Origin of the sequence: Bacillus sp. HY001 (assembly GCF_007558965.1) — a bacterium.
GTDB classification, from domain to species: Bacteria; Bacillota; Bacilli; order Bacillales; family Bacillaceae_G; genus Bacillus_A; species Bacillus_A mobilis.
Window position 1 is genome coordinate 1 of sequence record NZ_VLTE01000056.1, and the last position, 18854, is coordinate 18854.

At 32.0% G+C, this 18854-nt stretch carries 18 protein-coding genes, 1 riboswitch and 1 other annotated feature; of the genes, 15 read left to right on the forward strand and 3 right to left on the reverse strand.

Annotated elements, in window-relative coordinates:
- Positions 1 to 119: 119 nt before the first annotated feature.
- The gene (locus tag FOT98_RS22735) at positions 120 to 803 is read right to left on the reverse strand and encodes an aspartate/glutamate racemase family protein (RefSeq protein ID WP_116758395.1); all 684 of its coding nucleotides are present in this window, start codon (positions 801 to 803) and stop codon (positions 120 to 122) included.
- 150 nt (positions 804 to 953) lie between these two features.
- A riboswitch (SAM riboswitch) is annotated at positions 954 to 1069 on the forward strand.
- A gap of 139 nt (positions 1070 to 1208) precedes the next feature.
- On the opposite strand from FOT98_RS22735, the gene FOT98_RS22740 reads away from it, so the two are divergent.
- The 4 genes from FOT98_RS22740 to FOT98_RS22755 all read left to right on the forward strand — a co-directional run bounded on the left by FOT98_RS22740 (position 1209) and on the right by FOT98_RS22755 (position 4504).
- Positions 1209 to 1757, forward strand: a complete 549-nt coding sequence (locus tag FOT98_RS22740; RefSeq protein WP_063263380.1) for an ECF-type riboflavin transporter substrate-binding protein — start codon at positions 1209 to 1211, stop codon at positions 1755 to 1757.
- Between the two features lie 10 nt (positions 1758 to 1767).
- Positions 1768 to 3468: an ABC transporter ATP-binding protein gene (locus FOT98_RS22745; protein ID WP_063263381.1), complete on the forward strand. Its 1701-nt coding sequence runs from the start codon at positions 1768 to 1770 to the stop codon at positions 3466 to 3468.
- Positions 3461 to 4261 (forward strand): energy-coupling factor transporter transmembrane component T family protein, encoded by an 801-nt coding sequence (locus FOT98_RS22750; protein ID WP_063263382.1) that lies wholly within the window; start codon positions 3461 to 3463, stop codon positions 4259 to 4261. Before FOT98_RS22745 ends, FOT98_RS22750 begins: the two co-directional genes overlap by 8 nt.
- Positions 4262 to 4396: 135 nt before the next feature.
- The gene (locus FOT98_RS22755; RefSeq protein WP_000120182.1) at positions 4397 to 4504 is read left to right on the forward strand and encodes a YjcZ family sporulation protein; all 108 of its coding nucleotides are present in this window, start codon (positions 4397 to 4399) and stop codon (positions 4502 to 4504) included.
- Between the two features lie 92 nt (positions 4505 to 4596).
- Here the strand turns inward: FOT98_RS22755 and FOT98_RS22760 are convergent, their stop codons facing one another.
- Together FOT98_RS22760 and FOT98_RS22765 are read right to left on the reverse strand one after the other, a co-directional pair.
- Entirely contained in the window at positions 4597 to 5865 is a 1269-nt protein-coding gene (locus FOT98_RS22760; RefSeq protein WP_063263383.1) for a sensor histidine kinase, read from the reverse strand.
- An 86-nt stretch (positions 5866 to 5951) separates the two neighbouring features.
- Positions 5952 to 6833, reverse strand: coding sequence for a protein kinase family protein (locus FOT98_RS22765; protein ID WP_063263384.1), 882 nt, complete (start codon positions 6831 to 6833; stop codon positions 5952 to 5954).
- A 128-nt stretch (positions 6834 to 6961) separates the two neighbouring features.
- On the opposite strand from FOT98_RS22765, the gene FOT98_RS22770 reads away from it, so the two are divergent.
- The 11 genes from FOT98_RS22770 to FOT98_RS22820 all read left to right on the forward strand — a co-directional run bounded on the left by FOT98_RS22770 (position 6962) and on the right by FOT98_RS22820 (position 18786).
- A complete protein-coding gene (locus tag FOT98_RS22770; RefSeq protein WP_063263385.1) occupies positions 6962 to 7471 on the forward strand; it encodes a GrpB family protein in 510 nt (169 codons plus the stop codon).
- 117 nt (positions 7472 to 7588) lie between these two features.
- Positions 7589 to 8119, forward strand: a complete 531-nt coding sequence (locus tag FOT98_RS22775) for a hypothetical protein (RefSeq protein ID WP_063263386.1) — start codon at positions 7589 to 7591, stop codon at positions 8117 to 8119.
- A 12-nt stretch (positions 8120 to 8131) separates the two neighbouring features.
- Positions 8132 to 8806, forward strand: coding sequence for a response regulator transcription factor (locus FOT98_RS22780; protein WP_063263387.1), 675 nt, complete (start codon positions 8132 to 8134; stop codon positions 8804 to 8806).
- Positions 8803 to 10221: a HAMP domain-containing sensor histidine kinase gene (locus tag FOT98_RS22785; protein WP_061678538.1), complete on the forward strand. Its 1419-nt coding sequence runs from the start codon at positions 8803 to 8805 to the stop codon at positions 10219 to 10221. Before FOT98_RS22780 ends, FOT98_RS22785 begins: the two co-directional genes overlap by 4 nt.
- A 104-nt stretch (positions 10222 to 10325) precedes the next feature.
- Positions 10326 to 11312 carry a zinc-binding dehydrogenase gene (locus FOT98_RS22790; RefSeq protein WP_063263388.1) on the forward strand — a complete coding sequence of 329 codons (987 nt, stop codon included), beginning with the start codon at positions 10326 to 10328 and terminating at the stop codon, positions 11310 to 11312.
- A 249-nt stretch (positions 11313 to 11561) separates the two neighbouring features.
- Positions 11562 to 12161, forward strand: coding sequence for an undecaprenyl-diphosphatase (locus tag FOT98_RS22795; RefSeq protein WP_063263389.1), 600 nt, complete (start codon positions 11562 to 11564; stop codon positions 12159 to 12161).
- A gap of 364 nt (positions 12162 to 12525) precedes the next feature.
- On the forward strand, positions 12526 to 14664 hold the full coding sequence (locus tag FOT98_RS22800; protein ID WP_063263390.1) for a penicillin-binding protein: 2139 nt from the start codon (positions 12526 to 12528) through the stop codon (positions 14662 to 14664).
- Between the two features lie 174 nt (positions 14665 to 14838).
- Positions 14839 to 15097 (forward strand) — a binding site (T-box leader).
- Positions 15098 to 15162: 65 nt separating this feature from the next.
- On the forward strand, positions 15163 to 16401 hold the full coding sequence (locus FOT98_RS22805) for an MFS transporter (RefSeq protein WP_063263391.1): 1239 nt from the start codon (positions 15163 to 15165) through the stop codon (positions 16399 to 16401).
- A gap of 103 nt (positions 16402 to 16504) precedes the next feature.
- A complete protein-coding gene (locus FOT98_RS22810; protein ID WP_063263392.1) occupies positions 16505 to 17527 on the forward strand; it encodes a serine hydrolase domain-containing protein in 1023 nt (340 codons plus the stop codon).
- Positions 17528 to 17531: 4 nt separating this feature from the next.
- Complete coding sequence (locus tag FOT98_RS22815) at positions 17532 to 18125, forward strand: GNAT family N-acetyltransferase (protein ID WP_063263393.1); 594 nt, start codon at positions 17532 to 17534, stop codon at positions 18123 to 18125.
- A 205-nt stretch (positions 18126 to 18330) separates the two neighbouring features.
- The gene (locus tag FOT98_RS22820) at positions 18331 to 18786 is read left to right on the forward strand and encodes a CcdC protein domain-containing protein (protein ID WP_063263394.1); all 456 of its coding nucleotides are present in this window, start codon (positions 18331 to 18333) and stop codon (positions 18784 to 18786) included.
- The last annotated feature ends 68 nt before the right edge of the window (positions 18787 to 18854 follow it).

Consider the following 18854-nt stretch of genomic DNA (forward strand, 5'->3'; position numbering starts at 1 on the left):
TGGAATTTAAAAAAGATGACTCCTGTTGGATACAGAAATCATCTTCTTGATGTTGCCTAACTTTTTTCAAAATGTCCTTTACAAAGGGTACAGATTATAACCTTTATGCTTTTATATTATTATCCTGCAAACTGCACAGCAGTATTTGCGTGTATTAAAGCAGTATCAAAAACAGGTACAGTAAGGTCGTTTTGAGAAATAAGCAAAGGAATTTCAGTACACCCTAGTAATATGCCTTCTGCACCATTTTGAATTAATGATTTTGCAATTTGTAATAGCTTTTCTTTTGATGATTCTGAAATAATTCCTTTACTTAATTCATTTAAAATAACATGATGTATAAAATCTCTTTCTTCTTTAATTGGGATGATTGTCTCAATGTTATAATTCGCTAGACGAGATTTATAGAAGTCTTGTTCCATCGTTTGTCTTGTTCCTAATAGTCCAATACGTTTTATATTCTGTTCTACCATTTTTTTTGCACTTACATCACCGATGTGAAGGAGTGGTATTGATATTGCCTGTTCTACTTCTTCAGCAAATAAATGGACCGTATTGGAACACATTAATAAACATTCAGCCCCGGAATTTTCAACCTTTTTTGCAACGGTGACTAATTCGTTTTTCACTTCTTCATATTGATGATTTTGTAGTAAGGTAGTTACCTCACCAAAATCCATGCTATATAAAACAAGCTTTGCATTTTGATCGTATTGAGAGAGTGTAAGTGTATTAATATGTTTATAGTATAACGATGTAGATTCCCAACTTAGTCCACCAATTAAACCAATTACTTTCATCATACATTCCTCCCGAAACAATTTTGAGTTCATTATTTCATAATTCCGATAAGAATACAATGATTTAAATGTATCATTTAACAAAAAATAAAAATAATTAGAAAAGTATTGAAATTTATTCTTCTTAGTGCCATAATACGAATTACAAATTAATACTTATCCAGAGAGGTGGAGGGAACGGCCCTATGAAACCTCAGCAACCCCTATGTACATTTATAGGAAGGTGCTAATTCCGCAGAGGACACGATGTGTTTTTTGGAAGATAAGAGGATTCTTGAACGTGAAAGAAAATGACCTCTTATATAAGGGGTCATTTTTTGTTGTATAGAAAGGGAGTGTCGATGCATAATTCAATTTTAAAATAAATATAGAGTAATTAAAGTTGACTAATATGAGAGGGGAATTGTAATGAACAAATTATCAACGAAGTTAGTAGTGGCAATCGGAATTGGAGCAGCATTATACGGCATATTAGGACTTTGGGGATTTTCTATTGCACCAAATACATTTATTAAACCTGCATTAGCTATTTTAACTGTTTTTGGAGCGTTATTTGGCCCAGTGGCAGGACTGCTAATAGGACTTATCGGTCATACCGTAACGGATACAATCGCTGGTTGGGGTATTTGGTGGGGATGGGTTATTAGTTCAGGCATTATCGGCTTTGCAATGGGACTCATTCAAAAAAGAGTTGGCTTTAGTGTGAAAAACGGGACGTATAATATGGCGAATATTTCTTATTTAGCTATTGCGGGGTTACTTGGTATTGTCATTGCTATTATATTTGCTGGTGCATTCGATATTATTGTGATGGGAGAACCGTTTGACAAAATTGTTATACAAGTATTAGGAGCAACAATTGCGGATGTTATTGTATTTTTAGTACTTGGGTTACCAATTACAATAGGTCTAGCTAAGTCTAATAAGAAACATACACATTTAAAAATTGAAAAGTAGGGATGTTAACATGCAACCAATGATTTCTTTTGAACAATTTAGTTTTCAATATGAGCATGCGGCGCAGCCTACTGTAAAAGACATTACGTTTCATATATATCCTGGGGAAAAAGTATTAATTGCTGGACGTAGTGGTTCAGGGAAGTCAACGTTAGCTCATTGTATTAATGGGCTAATCCCGTTTTCTTATGGGGGGATTAGTACTGGAAATATTTTAATTGCCGGAAAAGACCCGAGGAAAGGGAGTATTTTTGAACAGAGTAAACAGGTAGGAACAATTTTGCAGGATCAAGATGCTCAATTTATTGGTCTTACAGTAGAAGAGGATGTAGCTTTTTATTTAGAAAATGAATGTGTAAATCAAAACACTATGAAAAAAATTGTTTCAGACTCATTAAAAAAGGTAAAGATGCATTCTTTTCATAAACAAAGTCCACATGAATTATCAGGGGGACAAAAACAATCTGTTTCTCTAGCAGGGTTGTTAACAACGAATGCCGATATATTATTATTTGATGAACCTTTAGCGAATTTAGATCCTGTAAGTAGCTTACATACAATAGAACTTATTAAAGATATACATAAACAATATAATAAAACAATTGTAATTATTGAACATCGAATAGAAGAAATGTTAAATCTGGATTTAGATAAAATCATTTTAATGGATGACGGGAGAATTGTTGCGATAGGAACTCCAGAAGAGATTTTAACGTCAAATATATTACCATCTATCGGCTTAAGAGAACCTATGTACATAGAAGGATTAAAGAGATTACCTTTTGGTGGTAATAATGGCGTAATATATCCACTCGAAAATCTTCAAAGAGAAAGTGTAAGTAGCGCAATAAATGAGTGGATGGAGAAGCAAGTTTTTTGTAAAAGCACTCCTACCAATAAAGAATTATTAAAAGTAGAAAATTTATCGTTCTCCTATCCTAATAAACAAAAAATATTAGAAAATATAAATTTCTCAATAAAAGAAGGGGAAATTGTAGCACTTTTAGGTCATAATGGCGCTGGAAAATCAACATTAGCTCATAGTCTTATAGGCATAAACAAAACACAAAATGATAGGATTTTATTTGATGGAGTAAATATTAATTCTTGGTCTATTCGTAAACGTGGAGAGATTATATCTTATGTGATGCAAAATCCAAATCATATAATTACGCAACCTACTGTAATAGAAGAGGTTTCATTTTCATTAAAATTAAAAAAAGTTTCAAAGGAAGAAATTAAGCTTAGAGTGGAAGAAACATTAAAAATTTGTGGTTTGTATCCATTTCGTAATTGGCCAATTCAGGCATTAAGTTATGGACAAAAAAAGAGAGTAACGATTGCATCTGTACTAACAACAAATCCGAAACTGATCATTTTAGATGAACCGACAGCGGGACAAGATTATTATCATTATAAACAGTTTATGTCGTGTATTAAAAAACTAGCTGCAAAGGGAATATCTTTTATTTTTATCACACACGATATGAATCTCGCATTAGAATACGCAGATAGAGCAATCGTTTTACACGAAGGGGAAATTATTGCAAATAATACTGCGTCTATCGTATTAGGTCATTCAAAAACGCTACAAAGAGCGAACCTAAGGGAAAGTTCTTTATTCAAGCTAGTTAATTTTAGTGGGATTGCCTATCCTGAAAGGTTTATAGAACTTTATTTTGAGGTTACTAGGAGGGAGGAACATGTATAGTACATACTTTCACCGTATGGATGGAGCAGTGAAATTATTGTTATTTATTTTTTGTATGACGCTTACTTTTTTGTTTTTTGATTTTCGTATATTGTTTATTGTATTTATGATTGGCTGTATCGGACTTCTAATTGCAAAAATTCCATTTCGTAAAATTTTAATTGTTTTTAGTGTTATATTTACATTTAGTTTATTAAATTCTGTCATGATTTTATTTATTACACCAACACATGGATCTGAATTAACTGAATCATATACTTCGTTTTTACAAATCGGATATGCGACAATTACTTATGAAACATTATTTTATGCAGCTACACTTTCATTAAAATATTTTACGTTATTACCATTTACACTTATTTTTATTTATACGACTGATCCAAGTGAATTTGTAAGTAGCTTAAGTAAATTTCGAATTCATTATAAGATAACCTATGCAATAAAAATTGCGTTACGTTATATACCTGATATTCAGTCTGAATATAAAATTATTAAACATGCACAAGAGGCGAGAGGAGTAGCCTTTGAAAAAGGAGAAGCAAGTTTATGGACTCGTATGAAAAATCGTGTCTTAATTTTCTGGCCTTTAATTATTCATTCACTAGAGAGAATCGATACAGTTTCAAATGCAATGGATTTAAAAGGATTTGGAAAAAAGGCTAAACGTACGTGGTTTTATACAAATAAAGCAAAAAGCGGAGATTTCATTGCTTTATTTGTAGGTGTTTTTATTTTAATTGTAGCAGTATATTTAAAGTTACATGTATTTCAAAACTTTTGGTATCCATTTTAAAGCACTCTCAAATGAGTGCTTTTACTTATTTTTTTGTAGACATGCTCAAAAAAGGGATATTTACATAATGTATAATACGAACCAGTTAAAATGATCAACTACCTATTAGTTTTCAAACCAAAAGGAGGAGAAATTATGAGTTACGGTGGTTCTTGTGGTTTTGGTGGAGGTTTCGCTTTATTAGTTGTGTTATTTATTTTATTAATTATCGTTGGATGCAGCTGCTGGGGCGGAGGGTACTAATTTCTAATTAGTCTCCACAAGTGTAAACTTAAAAAACATAGAAGATACTTATGTATCGATACAAATAAAAAAGGAGCATAAATGCTCCTTTTTTATTTGTATTCAGATGAGTTCGTATTCCATTTTGGGAATGTAATTGTCAAAGATGTACCCTTATTAATAACGCTTCGGATTTTTAAACTACCTTGCATCGTTTCAATAATCTTAACAGCAACCATGGTACCTAAACCTGTACCTTTCGTTTTTGTACTAAAATATGGTTCGCCAAATCGATTTATTTGCTCTTGTGACATACCAATGCCGCTGTCCTCAATTCGTATGATAACTTTATTATTACTAATAGATGAAGAGATATTTAAAGTACCACCATTAGGCATTGCTTCAATACCATTTTTTATTAAGTTTAAAAAACATTGTTGAAAGTGCTGTTTATTACCAACAATCGTTGCCTTAGAGAAATCTTTTGTAATATGTATTGTATTCATATTACATAATGGCAAAATCATATTAATAACTCGATTTAACTCTTGTTCTACTGAAATATGATCTAATTTTTCTGGAGCAGGCTTGGCAAACGTTAAGTAATCATCGATAATTTCTTGGGCACGATTTAACTCTTCAAGTATATGTTTAATATACTCGTCTCTCGATTCAGGAGTTAAATTCGGTGTTTTTAAAAGCTGTGTAAATCCTTTTACGACAGTTAAGGGATTTCTTACTTCGTGCGATATACTAGCAGCGAGTTGGCTAACAATCTCCATTTTTTCCATTTTTATCAGCTTCGCTCGCATACATATTGCATCTTTTAAAACTTCATTAAAATAAATTGCAAATAACATCAAAATAGTCGGTAATATTATGAAATAAATAATGTATAAATTATTCACTTCAAAATCCGATAAAGTTAATACAATTACAGTTGTAAATATTGCTAGAAAAAATGTTAAAAACATTGCATAAGCTACTTTAATTTTCCTATTATACGTATTAAATTTTGCGGATGCGAATGCTGTAATGATAAACATTGTGCCATACACGAGTATGGTTAACATACTAAATCCATAAAATGAAATTCTTGTAATTAATAAAATAGCAAACAAAATGATACCGACAGGGAATCCACCATAAAGTGTACCAACTATAACTGGTATTTGTCTTAAATCATGAATACAATTTTCATCCATATAAATCGGATAACGCATACATAAAATAAGAGGGATACTCGTACAAAGGATAATAAGTAGTTTTTTATATTTCTTCAAATAGCGCCCGCTATCATATATAAAATAGAAAATAAATATACTACTTAAAATATAAAGAAGATTATTTAATACGTTTTGATTAATATAAACAAAGTTCATGATATATGCCTCATTATTTTGAATTTCTATTTCATATGTATTATACATGATTATAGTAGAAACTTTTTGCTTTTAATAATATAAGTTTATATCTTTTTAGCATTTGCTACGTTTAACCATTCTTCATAAAATTCTTCAACTGATGCATATCGTTCCGTACGGTTTTCACTTACAGCACGGAAAGCTATCTCATATAACTCCTTACTTGCTTCCCATTTTATAAAAGAACGATCTTTTTCACCACCTAAAAGAGCAAAAGCCATTGCCCCCATATTAAATACATTTGTTCTCGCATCAATCATAGCGTTTAGCTGAAATTCCTCAGGGGACATAAAACGCGAGGATCCCCATAGCCGTCCCATTGTATTTACATAGGGTTTCTTATTGTATAAATCTATATCACAAATCAGCGTTTCATTTGTATGGAAATTATATAAAATACTACCGTCATAAAAATCTATTGCTACATAGTTTTTCTCTTCGATATATGTATGGAAAGAAAAAATTGAATTTAAGGATTGAATGCGTTCCATAACTGATAAATGCTTAAATTTATAAAATGGAGAGTTTGGATTTTTATATTTCTCAGGGGACGGAAAACTCCAATGCGAATGAAGACATTCACCATCAAACCAATCGAAAATTAAAACATATCCAGATTGAACAGGAAAATGCTCAATTAATTGTATAAGCGACTCGTGCTTTAATGTCTCATATAGGGAAACTGAATTTTTTAATCTATCAATAGCATCACTGGTTTTACCGTTATATGCAATTGTATTTGCTCCTGCATATTTAATAAATTTCTTATGCCCATCTTTTTCTACACCGAAAGATAGATTACCTGAATCTTGCTGGTCAAAAACCGCAAATACGGTTCCTAATTTCGTAAGCCAATCAAAATTATGATGTTCTTTTAATTGGAATGTTATTTGATTCAACTGAATTTCAACTGGATTAGCTTTCATAATATACCTCGCATTTATTATAATATAAGTTGTATATTTCAGTATTCGACATATTTTGTGAAAATCCTATGTTAATCACATGAAATTTTATAAATATAATAATAAATAATTATAAGAAGGTGGAAAAAGTGGAACAACAAATCGTAATTAAACCATATCAGAATGACTGGCATGAAGAGTATGTAATAGAAAAAGAGAAATTTATTTCTTTATTCGGAGGAGATTGTATTGCTATTGAACATATTGGAAGTACATCTGTAGAGGGATTAGGAGCGAAACCTCTAATAGATATGATGATTGGCGTAACGGATTTGCAAATTATCGAAAAGTGGATTGAAGCGCTAATAAAAATTGGATATGAATATGTTCCAAAAGAAACACCTAATTGGCGTTTTTTTAGAAAGGGAAAATGGAGAGCTGGTACCCATCATTTACATGTTTATATTTATAATAGTGAGGAGTGGAAGAATAACATTTTATTTCGCGATTTTCTTATAGAACATAAATGGGCACAAATTGAATATAGAGAATTAAAAGAGAAACTTGCAGCTACATATCCGTTTGATCGTGTTTCATATACAAGTGCAAAAGCGCCGTTTATTCAAAATATAATAAAATTAGCTAAAAGTGATCACTAGAAAATTCAAGTGATCTTTAAATTCTCATTTTATTTTAATCTTTCTCTCATGTTCCTTTCTTTTTAATTTGATATTCTGCTTGTTACAGAAGGTTTATAAGGAAGGAGCTTGAATGAATTGGAGAAGCTACTAAGAAATAAGTATTTTCATTTGTATGTTAAAATTATAGGCATTACTATTATTTTTTGTAGTATAGCATTGTTATTTATTAATGTAATATACGGCAACGCATTAAATATGAAAGGGTTAAATAAGAAATTAGGTTCTTTCGGTGAATACGGCGCAATTTTAGCTGCATCGTTATGGATTTTACGTCATATATGGTTATTTTTAAAAAAGAAAAATATAATTGGGTTTAAATTGATAAAGGATGTATATCTTTTTATTAAAAAGTTTCACGTGTTAATTGGATATACTGTATTAGCTGTATCAATTACTCACGGCATTTATTTCTTAGTAAAAGGAAGTCGGCATTTGCTTATATTTTATAGTGGTATATTCTCTCTTTTCATTTTAATCATACTAGGAATCGTTGGATTTTTCTTACAGAAACATAATAAAAAAACAAACTTGATATTGTATAGAAAAGCACATCAAATCATTGCAATTATATTTGGGATAGGATTACTCATTCATTTAACTGTATAGGAGGAATTACTGTTGCAACACATATTAATTATTGAGGATGAGGAAAGTTTAGCTGATTTTTTAGAATTAGAATTAAAGTATGAAGGATATAAGGTAGACATTCAGTTTGATGGAAGGGAGGGATTAGAGGCCGCACTTGAAACAAATTATGATCTTATTTTACTTGATTTAATGCTGCCTGGGTTAAATGGACTAGAAGTGTGTCGTAGATTAAGGGCAACTAAAAATACACCTATTATTATGTTGACTGCACGCGATAGTATTATGGACCGCGTGACAGGATTAGATAGCGGAGCTGATGATTATCTTCCGAAACCATTTGCAATTGAAGAGCTGTTAGCGCGAATGAGAGTTATATTTAGACGAGAAGAACATATAGAAAATAAACATGTTTCATCTCTTACATTCAAAGATTTACAGCTCCAGATTGAATCGCGAACGATTACGAAAGGAAATGAAGAAATCGAACTAACAAATAAAGAATTTGAACTATTACTGATGTTTATGAAAAATATTAATAGAGTACTTACCCGTGATGTTTTATTGGATCAAGTATGGGGATATGACGCGATGGTTGAGACAAATATCGTTGATGTATACGTTCGTTATTTACGTAACAAGTTACATAGTGTGGATAAGGAGGAATATATCCAAACGGTCCGCGGTGCTGGATATATAATGAAATGATTAAAAATATTGTGCATCGAATTCGAAATCTACCTATAAAGTGGAAACTAACACTTTGGTCGACGACTCTAGTATTTATTTTATTCATTTTATATAGTGCTCTGCAGTTTATTGTAATAAATAAGTGGACTATAGACTATGAACAGAAACAAATAAATAGACAAGTGACAGAAATAGCGGCATATTTCCAAGATAAAAATGATACCCTTTCGAGTAAAACGTTTGAAAACAGTAAAGATTTCTTAAACAATATGATTGATAAACATCAAATGATTCGTATTATCGGTATGGACGGGAAAACAATTGTTACTGTTTCGCGAGAGTTTAATGAAGCGTGGATAAAACCAAAACAAGTTACACAAGAGGAATTATTTATAAAAAGACATGTAGAAGATCGCATATTAGTTCAGCGTATACCAATTCAAACAAAAGAGTTCACTGGTACTATTGAACTTACGAAAAACTTAGAGGCTTTCGATCATTTATTAAAAATTATTCTAGTGGTAATGGTTATTGCCGGAATATGTGGACTAATCTTTAGTTTTTTAGGTGGTTTACTAATTACGAAAAAACTATTATCAAGTGTTCAAAATATAACGGATACGATGAAACGTATTAAGAAAAATGGACTAAATGAACGAGTTCCAGTACGTGAAAATAATGATGAACTTGCAAAATTATCGTTTCTTTTTAACGAAATGATGGATGAGGTAGAAACTTCTTTTACACAACAGAAACAGTTTGTAGAAGACGCATCCCATGAATTGAGAACACCACTAACAATTATTCAAGGACACTTGTCCATGTTAAATCGGTGGGGGAAAAATGATCCAGCAGTTTTAGATAAATCGCTTCAATCCAGTTTAAAGGAAGTTGATCGTTTAAATAAGTTAGTTTTAGAATTGCTAGAACTATCAAGAGCTGAATCAGAACAGATGCATCCAATCGCAGCTGATCCAGTCCATGTAAATAGCATATTAAAACAAGTTACACAAAACTTTGGCGTACTTCAAACTGAATTTCAATTTGATATGAAACTAGGTGGAGATGCGGCATATGTCTCAATACCTTCATCTTACTTAGAACAAATTATTATTATCGTAATGGATAACGCAGTGAAATATACAAAAGAAGTTAATAAATATATTTGTATTGAATCTAGTGTACAATCAGGGAAAGTTAAAATTCGTATTATAGATCGTGGAGCGGGAATACCCGAAGCTGATTTACCTTTTGTTCTTAACCGCTTTTATCGTGTGGATAAAGCAAGAAGTCGAAAACAGGGTGGAAATGGTCTAGGTTTGTCTATTGCAAAACGACTTATAGAGAAATACAACGGAACGATACAAATAGAGAGCAAAGAAGGCGATGGAACAATCGTTACGATTACACTGCCTACCGTTTCACTTAAATAATTCGGAAAGAAGGGATGTTTTGTGCGTTCCTTCTTTTTTATGGTCAAATTATTTTGTTTATCCCGAACTTTCTAGTACATTAGAATCATTAAGGGGGAATAATAATGAAAGCTATCGTACAACAATATAAATCTGGATTTGAAGGGGTAGAATATAAAGTATTACCAGAGATAACACCCAATGCTGGAGAAGTGAAAGTGAAATTAAAATCAGCCGGCTTAAATCATCGTGATTTATTTATAATGAATAATAGAAAAGAAATGCAATTACCGTTAGTTCTAGGATCAGATGGTGCAGGTATTGTTACGGAAATTGGAGAAGGGGTTTCAGGTGCTTTATTGCAAACCGAGGTTATTATTAATCCTAGTATCGGATGGGATAATATTGCTGAAATACCTGAGTTACCAGAGGTGTTAGGTGGACCGAAAGATGGAACGTTTGCAGAATATGTTATTGTGCCAGCTGAAAATGTAGTGGCAAAACCGTCATATCTTACTTGGGAAGAGGCTGGGGTTCTATCTTTATCGGCACTAACTGCATATAGAGCACTTTTTACAAAGGGTAGATTAAAGTGTGGAGAACATGTTTTAATTCCAGGGATAGGTGGCGGTGTAGCGACATTTGCTATGTTATTTGCAAAAGCAATTGGTGCAAAAGTAAGTGTTACTTCAAGAGTAGAGAGTAAAAGAAAGTTTGCCGAAACATACGGTGCAGACTTTTCTTTTAATAGTTCTGGAAATTGGGAAGAGAGTTTAAGCGGAAAGAAAGTAGATTTAATAATTGATAGTATAGGTCCAGCAACATTTTTAAAATACTTTGATGTATTAAAACCAAATGGGAGAATTGTTAATTTCGGTGCAAGCTCAGGAGATAAAATTGAATTACCATTACGAGCATTATTTTATAATCAAATCGATATAATGGGAACATCTATGGGTAGCCGTGAGGAATTTCATGAAATGGTTATGTTTATAGAGAAACATAAAATTAAACCAATTATTGATAAAATATATTCGTTAGAAGAAGCCATTCAGGCGTTAAATCGTATGGAACAAGGAGAACAATTTGGTAATATCGCACTTCGTATGTAATAAAAATATGATTTCGCAACTAGTATATTTAAATAACTATGTTATGTATTCTACACATAAAAAGCGTATGATTCGTATTGTTTTAAAGGTTTTTCAGCTTTATACATAATTAGCCGATATAATTAGTCTTACTATTGTCAAATGAGTACTAGTAAAGTGAGAATTTGATGAGAAAAGTTTAAGCCCATTTTCATATTGATGTTGTATACTGTGTAAATCAAGAATGCTTTTATGTAAGGAGAGAGTATTATGAATTACACAGTATTTCAATGGTTTAATAATTTTGCTGGATCGTCCAAACTATTAGATACGCTAATGCTTGCAATTACAAATAGTGCTGTATATGTAGCAGTTTTGTTTATGTTTATCTTATGGTTTAATAATGGAAAAAAAGTCAATGCAATTAAAAAACAATACACAGTGTTATATACGACACTTTCAGTCATTATCGCATTACTAGTAAATGTTGTGATACATGCGGTATATTACCATCCACGTCCGTTTGTATCACATGATGTACATCAATTAGTGCCACATGCAGCAGACTCATCATTTGTAAGTGATCATTCTGTACTTGTATTTTCTATTGCATTTGTATTTTTACTTAGAGGAGAAAAACTTAAATATGTCGCTCTTATTTGGGCAGTATTAGTTGGTGTTTCACGTATGTACGTAGGAGTTCATTATCCTCTAGATATACTTGGCGCTGCTTTCTTAACATTTATTACGAGCGGTTTAGTAGTGCAAAGTACACGTATGTTTGAACCGATAGCGAAATTTGTATTTAAAATGTACGCATTAGTAGCGAAACGAATTCCTTTTTTAGCGAAATATAATCATATAGCTTAATTCTTATAAATAACTATTTGTAAGTTTGTTTAAAAGTTCTCCTTTGGAAATCCAGAGGAGAACTTTTTTTATTGTGCACAAGAAAAGGACATATGCATTAAAAGAGTGGCGAAAGAACAACTGGGTTAGCACCTATTAAATTTGTAGCTTATTATAAGTTAATCATCATACGGCGGAATATTCATAAATTTCACGCACCGTAATATAAATAGAAAAATAAAATAAAAGCAGAAACAATAGCTACATTCAGAACGATTTAAAGGAATTAAAAGGAAAAGTTCGAAAGTTATAGTATTGAAAGCAAAAACTACATAATTTCTAGCACACTATCGCAGTAATTATTTGTGAAAGAAAGGGGATAAATATGCATAAACTTCAAACGAATAAAGGCGCGCGGTATTTTATGGTTGCTTTTATTGTTTTGTTTCTTATTATGCTTTCGCGGTTTTTCTATATTCAGGCAGTAGGAGTCTTGCATAATGTGAATGTAAAGGATCTTGCAAACGAGCAACATAATAAAAATGGTGTTTTGGAAGCAAATCGTGGCACTATATATGATCAAAATGGAAAGGTACTAGTCCAAGATTCCACAACGTATCGTGTCGTTGTAAATTTGAAAGGTACAGATAAGGTGAAAAATAAAGAGGAAACTGCAAGACAATTAGCTGATGCGCTTGAAATTGATAAAGAGGATGTATTAAAAAATTTTCATGAGGGACGTACGCAAGTTGAAATTGGAAAAGTTGGCCGGAATTTATCTAGAGAAGTGAAGGAACAAATTAGGCAATTAAAAATCCCAGGTGTATCCTTTATGACAGAGAAAGCAAGAGTATATCCAAATGAAGATTTTGCATCTTATATACTTGGTTTTGCTAGACCTGATGATAAAGGAAATACAGAAGGGAAATTTGGGCTTGAAAAGAGTCTGGATAAATATTTGCGCTCGACAAATGGGAAAATAGAATATGTGGGAGCACCAAGAGGAATCCCGCTTACAAATGATATAGGGAAAATAGAACCCGCTAAAAATGGGAATAACGTATATCTTACGCTCGATAAACAAATTAATAGTTTTTTAGAAGAAGCGATGAATAAGGCACAAGAGCACTATGATCCTTCTATGTTAGTAGGAATCATAGCGGATCCAAAGACAGGAAAAGTTTTAGCAATGTCTAGTAAGCCTAGTTTTAATCCTAATAAAGGCGATATCGAATATTTTTTAAATGATCCAATCGCAAATGCATACGAACCAGGTTCAACAATGAAAATATTTACGCTAGCTGCTGCAATTAATGAAGGAGTATATAACGGGAAAGAATATTTCCAATCCGGAAAATATTCCGTTGGTTCATCTGATATTAAAGATCATAACGGTGGATTTGGATGGGGATCTATTACATTTGATGAAGGCTTTGAAAGATCATCAAACGTAGCTTTTTCTATTTTAGAAGATCAGTTATTAAAACCGGATAAATTTAAGCAATATATGAATAAATTTGGATTCAACCAAAAAACCGGAATAGATTTACCTGGTGAAAGTAAAAATACTTTATTATTAAATACACAAATTCAACAAGTTACAACTTCTTTCGGGCAAGGTTCTACAGTAACTCCGATTCAATTAATCCAAGCAGCTACTGCTATAGCTAATGACGGGAAAATGATGCAACCATATATCGTTGACAAAGTTGTAAATCCAACTAACAAACAAGTTATTATGGAAAATCAACCGAAAGAAACTGGGAATCCGATAAAAAAAGAGACAGCGGACAAGGTAAGGAACTTAATGGAACGTGTTATTACATCTTCAAAAGGTACCGGTACAATGTATAAAGTGGATGGTTATCCAATAGGAGGTAAGACAGGAACAGCGCAAATTCCGAATCCTGAAAATGGACGTTATATGGAAGGAAAAGAAAATTATATTTTTTCATTTTTAGGAATGGCTCCGATTGATGACCCAGAATTAATTGTATACTTAGCTATTAAGCAGCCGAAGTTAAAGGGAGACGAGTATGGAGCTAAGCCACTTGCTGAAATATTTAAACCTGTTGTGAAAAATAGTCTTGAATATTTAAAAGTGAAACCATATACAGAAAAACAAATGGCCGATGCAACGAAAAAATCTCAATTAAAAGTACAAAATCATGTCAATCAATCAATGGATACCGTAGAGAATAATGTAAAAAAAGAGAAGTTCCAACCGATAATTTTAGGTGAAGGGAAAATAATAAAACAATATCCGCAGTCTGGTGAAGTAATGAGTGAAGGTGATCGTATATTTTTATTAGGAAGCAACGCAAGAATGCCAAATTTACAAGGTTGGTCAATGCGTGATGTTATGTATTTCTCTAAATTATTAAAATTAGATTTAAAAACTACAGGTACGGGCTATGTAACAAATCAAAGCATTGAAAAAGGACAAGCTATACAAGAAGGAGATGCATTACAACTAGACTTAGAACCACCGTTACAACCGTTAGCAGAGGCGAATACAAATTAATTTCAACACTTTGAAGAGCCTAGATCCAATAGGTTCTTTTTAGAGTTATAAGTAATTTCACGCACCGTAATTTTTAGAAAAAATAATAAATAAGTGAATTAACAGAAGCAGCCCGTTAAATATCTGATTATTTTTTATTTACAGTTAAAAATAATTGTGATAATATGGAAAAAATCAAATGCAGTGAAGAGAAGAGTAAATAAAATGAATTTTTCACAGAGAGCTCCATTTAGCTGAAAAGGAGTAAAAATTCTTTATTGAACCAAGTCTCTGAGCAGCGCATCGGAACTTATTATGAGGGGATGGTGTGACGGGAGCTCCCGTTATAGAGCTATGGTATAAGCATGAATTACAATGCAGTACCTGATAAGGTTAATATGGCGACATATTAACAAACTAGGGTGGCACCGCGATGATAAATCTCGTCCCTAAGACTAAAAGTCTTGGGGGTGGGATTTTTTTATTGTTTTAAAACAATTTGGAAAGCGGGGGCCTAAAATGAAAAACTTACTTAAAGATTGGAAATATCCTTTATTACTACTGTCCGGAGTTGGTATTGCAAATTTAGGGGCATGGATTTACTTAATAGCACTGAATGTACTTGTCTATAATATGGGGGGCTCAGCCTTAGCTGTTGTTACTTTATATGTAATTCAACCATTAGCCGCTTTATTTACAAACGCTTGGTCAGGAAGTATGATTGATCGTTTAAATAAACGGAAGTTAATGATTCACCTCGATATATATCGTGCAGTATTTATCGCTATTTTACCTTTAGTTCCATCACTTTGGATTGTTTATGTGTTCGTATTCTTTATTAGTATGGCCAGTGCAATTTATGAGCCAACTGCTATGACGTATATGACGAAATTAATTCCAGTTGAGCAAAGACAACATTTTAACTCATTACGTAGTTTAATAGGATCTGGTGCATTTTTAATTGGCCCAGCGATAGCGGGAGTATTGTTAATTGCAAGTACACCAGAGTTTGCTATATATATAAATGCTATAGCATTTCTCTTAGCAGGAGTAATTACATTACTGTTACCTAATCTTGATATAAAATCCGATATTACTACGTCAAATGACAAGTTATCTTTAGCTGTATTAAAAAAAGATTGGAACATCGTTTTAAATTTCAGTAAGAAATCTTTATATATCGTTTTTGTGTACTTCTTATTTCAAGGGATGATGGTTTTAGTTGCCGCAACTGATTCACTTGAATTGTCATTTGCGAAAGAAGTTTTATTGTTAACAGATAGTGAATATGGCTTTTTAGTTAGTATCGCTGGAGCCGGGTTTATTTTAGGAGCCATAACAAATACAATATTATCAAAAAAATTAACACCTTCATTTTTAATTGGAATAGGATCATTATTCATCGCTATCGGTTATTTAATTTATGCTTTTTCAAATGAGTTTTTAATAGCTACTATCGGATTCTTTATTTTATCTTTCTCTATGGCATATGCAAATACAGGATTTAACACCTTTTATCAAAATAATGTACCTGTCCATATGATGGGACGGATTGGGAGTATTTATGAGCTTGTGATTGCGGTCATAACCATTTTAATTACGATATTGTTCGGAGTTACAACTCAATTTATTTCTATACAACTTGTCGTTATCGTAGGATCATTCGTAATGCTACTTATTACTATCATATTGTGTGTGTTTACTTTATTACCATCACAGTCTAAAGTGCATTCCTCTGAGTCAATTAATTCCAAATAGTTCGCTTGGTTTGCTTTATGATATTCAATAGGAGGGTTCACCCTCCTATATATGGAAATATAAGAAGGGTGAACAATATTGATAAACGAGGGTGGTTTTTGTAATGAAAACAAAAGATCAAATAGAGAGCGTTGTAAAAGAAATACATCGACATATAGATTTCTCTGGGGTAATTTTAGTGAAAGAAGAAAAAGGCTTAGTCTATGAAGAGGCATTTGGTTACGCAAATCGAAATGAATGTATAAACAATACGCTACAAACAAAGTTCGGGATTGCCTCCGGTTGTAAAATATTCACTGCTATCGGTATCTGTCAACTTGTTGAAAAAGGGGTAATTACTTTTCAAACAAAGTTAAAAGAGTGTTTAAGTAGTAACTTTCCAAACTTCAATGAAGATATTACAATACATCATCTATTGACGCATAGTTCGGGTATTCCAGATTATTTTGATGAAAGTATTATGGATAACTTCGAAGATCTATGGAAACAAACTCCTATGTATCTATTAAAAAGTTTAAAAGACCTTTTACCACTATTTCAAAATAAAAATATGATGTTTGCACCTGGAAGTAAGTTTCACTACAACAATGCTGGGTTTATCATACTTGGATTAATTATAGAAGAACAGACAGGACTTACATTTACGGAGTATATAGAAAAAAACATATTTAATCCAATTGGTATGAACGATTCTGGCTATTTTTCTTTAGATACATTACCAAGGCACACAGCTCTCGGATATATAAAAGATGAAATTAACCAAAATTGGAGGACAAACATTTACTCTATACCAATAATAGGAGGATCTGATGGTGGAGCTTTTATTACTGCGCCAGACATGCTGAAGTTCTGGGAAGCGTTGTTTAACTATGAAATCGTAAGCCGAGAATATACAAAGATACTTTTAACTCCTCACATTCAAGTGAATAATAATCAGTCTTACGGCTATGGAATATGGATTGAAACAAGAGAAAATAAGATATTCAAATATCATGTAATGGGATATGATCCAGGAGTCAGTTTTCGCTCGGCCGTATATCCAGACTTAGGAATTACTTTAGTTATTCCATCAAATAAAGGAACAGGACCCGAAAAATTAATGACAGAAATAGAAGGAGCTTTTTAATTATATGGATATAGAAATTAGAGCGTATAAAAAATCTGATGAAACAGGATGGGTACGTTGCCGTGTATTATCTTTTTTAGATACAGCATATTACGATAATGTTTTTAGAGAGAAAGAAAAATATGAAAATCCTGCTATTGAATTAGTAGCTCTATATGAAAATCAAATTGTGGGTTTAATAGATATTGAATATGAATTAGAAGAACGTACAGTTTGTTCAAGAGGGACTGGTCGTGGCGGCATGATTTGGCATATTGCAGTTCATCCGGATTTCCGTAGAATGAAGATTGCTAATCAACTATTAAATGAGGCAGAGAAGTTAGCGAAAGAACATAACCTAAATCGATTAGAAGCATGGACTAGAGACAACCTATGGGTACATGGATGGTATGAAAAGAACGGATTTGTAAATGTAGATTCATATTTACACGTATACTCCGATCATACAGACGAGATAAAAGGTGTAATGAAAAGTAATATAGATCAGTTATATTCAGTTCAAACATTTGCTCATTATACAGGTGAAAATAATGAAGAGATAAGAAAACAATTTAAACGAGTTCATGATTGTTTTTGTTTTGAAAAGTATTTTAACTAACTAGAAAACCTTTATTTTATAAAATAAAGATACTAAAGACGTACGAGTAAAAAGTATGTCTTTTTATTTTTAAAACTAATTCTTCAGACTAATGAGGAATCACATTCCATATTTTACAATTTAAAGTGGCTATCGCATTTTAAGTATGGAGTAAAAAGAGGTGAATATAATTTTATAGGTAAACAAGTATAAAGGGGGATACTAAATGGATATTTTACTTGTTATTCTTATTATCGTATTAATGCAAAGTAAGGAACGTAAAGTGAAAGTTAATCGTATTTGGCTCGTTCCGGCTTTGTTGTGCTTTGTAACAATCCAGTCCATTATTCATATGGGACAATTGACTATATTACAATTACTACTATTTGTTGCCATGCTCGGAATTGGATTGGTTCTTGGGGTTATTAGAGGAAAAGCTTTAACATTTCGAATAGATAGTGAAACGGGTCATGTATTACGAAAAGGAAATTGGTTAAGCGCAATAATTCTTCTTATTATTTTAGGTGCGAAAATTGTAATTAAGCAAAGTATGTTTTCTGGCAGTACGCATTACACATTAATGGTTGTAACGAATGCGTTTTTATGCGTCACATTAGTTACAGTAATAAGTAGACGATATTATATTTGGAAAAAATATAATGAGTTAATTCAAAAAGTATAAATACATGTATCCCTTGTTTAACAATGCTGTGAACGGTAATACTAAATAACATTGAATTTTTACAACAA